The organism is Flammeovirga sp. SJP92 (genome assembly GCF_001583495.1).
GTDB lineage: Bacteria > Bacteroidota > Bacteroidia > Cytophagales > Flammeovirgaceae > Flammeovirga.
Genome location: NZ_LQAQ01000110.1, coordinates 1 through 241 on the forward strand (window position 1 = coordinate 1; position 241 = coordinate 241).

Genomic DNA, 241 nt, shown 5'->3' on the forward strand with positions numbered 1-241 from the left:
CCTTACAAGCGTTACTGGTTCGAATCCAGTACGCCCCACCATTATTGACATGATGTACAAATGGGATGTTAGCTCAGTTGGTTTAGAGCACCTGCCTTACAAGCAGGGGGTCATTGGTTCGAATCCAATACGTCCCACCAGATTTTACAAATAGTAAAAACTGGGGTGTTAGCTCAGTTGGTTTAGAGCACCTGCCTTACAAGCAGGGGGTCACTGGTTCGAATCCAGTACGCCCCACAAT

At 47.3% G+C, this 241-nt stretch carries 2 tRNA genes; both read left to right on the top strand.

The window, feature by feature from the left end:
- Positions 1 to 62 precede the first annotated feature (62 nt).
- Positions 63 to 140 (top strand) — tRNA-Val (locus AVL50_RS28075).
- 22 nt (positions 141 to 162) lie between these two features.
- Positions 163 to 237: transfer RNA gene (locus tag AVL50_RS28080), tRNA-Val, on the top strand.
- Positions 238 to 241 lie beyond the last annotated feature (4 nt).